The organism is Micromonospora echinofusca, assembly GCF_017614955.1.
GTDB classification, from domain to species: Bacteria; Actinomycetota; Actinomycetes; order Mycobacteriales; family Micromonosporaceae; genus Micromonospora; species Micromonospora echinofusca_A.
Genome location: NZ_WVUH01000639.1, coordinates 1 through 1394 on the forward strand (window position 1 = coordinate 1; position 1394 = coordinate 1394).

Consider the following 1394-nt stretch of genomic DNA (forward strand, 5'->3'; position numbering starts at 1 on the left):
CATCGGCACCACGGGCATCTGCTGGGTCGGGGCGCTGGCCGGGCCGACCGTCGGGCCGGGTGGCGGCGGCACCGGACGGTACGGTCCGCCCGGTGCGTACGACGGTGGGAACGGACCGGCCGGCTGCGCGGGCGGACCGGGCACCGGATGACCGGCCGGCGGGACCGGCGCGCCCGGGGGCGGCGGGGGCGCCGCCGGAGGTGGCAGGTGCCGTTGCCCCGTGATCGGCAGGCCGTACTCGTCGTATCCGTCGTTCCCGCTGGGCGGGCCCCCCTGAACGTCGTTCACGAGCAGGCAGGCTATCAGGAGTGGGCCAGGGTGGCGGGTGCCGAGCGGCCCGGTCACGGTGGGAACACCGCCCCCGCCGGGCCACCCACCGGGTCACGACCGTCTAGCGTGGACGTGCCGTGCCGGTGGGTTCCACCGGGGAACCGGTCGGCCGGGGTGGCACCTTCGCGGTCACCCGGGGCACCACGTTCGTCGCCCAACGGACGTCGTACCGCCGATCGTCGGCCTCGGCGGCGAAGGCGGCCGAGGCGGCCGGGGCGGTGGCGATCCGCCAGTCCCACTCCTTCACCGACTCGTACCAGATGAACCCGATGATGTCCGGGTTGTCCTCCAGGTAGCCGAAGAACTCGCGTACCCAGCGGGCCTTCAGGCCGGCGTTGTCGGTGGCGGCGGTCTCGGTGATGACCAGTGGTTTGCTGGTGAAGGTCCGCAGGTGGGTGATGGAGCGGCCGAAGACGGTCCGGGGGGAGCGGTAGTTCTCGGTGCCCTCGGTGCCGTAGTAGCCGGACAGGCCGATCCAGTCCACCCACTCGTCGCCCGGGTAGAAGGGCTTGAGCTGCGTGTCCCCGAAGAGGACGTTCGGGCTCCACACCCAGATGACGTTCGTGGCGCCCACCTCGGTGAAGACCTGTCGGACGTGTCGCCACGCCTTCACGTAGTCCCCAGCGGCGTTGCCGTTGACGTCGGCGCCCCACGGGTACCAGAAGCCGTTCATCTCGTGGGCGAACCGGATCGCGACCCGGTAGTTGAGCCGCCGGATGCCGGTGGCGTAGGCGCGGATGTAGTCGTCGTGTGCGCCGCCGTAGATGGTGTTCAGCTGGTAGCGGGGCTGGCGGGCGTGGGTGCCGTCGGCGTTCTTCCGGTCGTCACGGTAGTTCCACGGTTCCCAGCTGAGCATCGGCAGCATGCCCCGGCGGGCGACCGCGTCGAACTCGGCCCGGTCGAACGTCTCGTTGACCGCCCAACCGTGGTTGAACAGCATCACGGCCGGCCGGTGCCGGATCGCTTTGCCGAACCGGTCGACCGGGGCGAAGTCGTAGGTGCCCTCCTTGGTGGTGACCCCGATGAACGCCCGGTCCTCGGGCGGGAAGAGCGGTGGCGGGGCG

At 71.5% G+C, this 1394-nt stretch carries 1 protein-coding gene; it reads right to left on the reverse strand.

Annotation, left to right across the window (positions count from 1 at the left end):
• Positions 1-391 precede the first annotated feature (391 nt).
• On the reverse strand, positions 392-1394 hold a 1003-nt coding region (locus GSF22_RS33530), incomplete at its 5' end, for a glycoside hydrolase family 26 protein (RefSeq protein ID WP_208817909.1).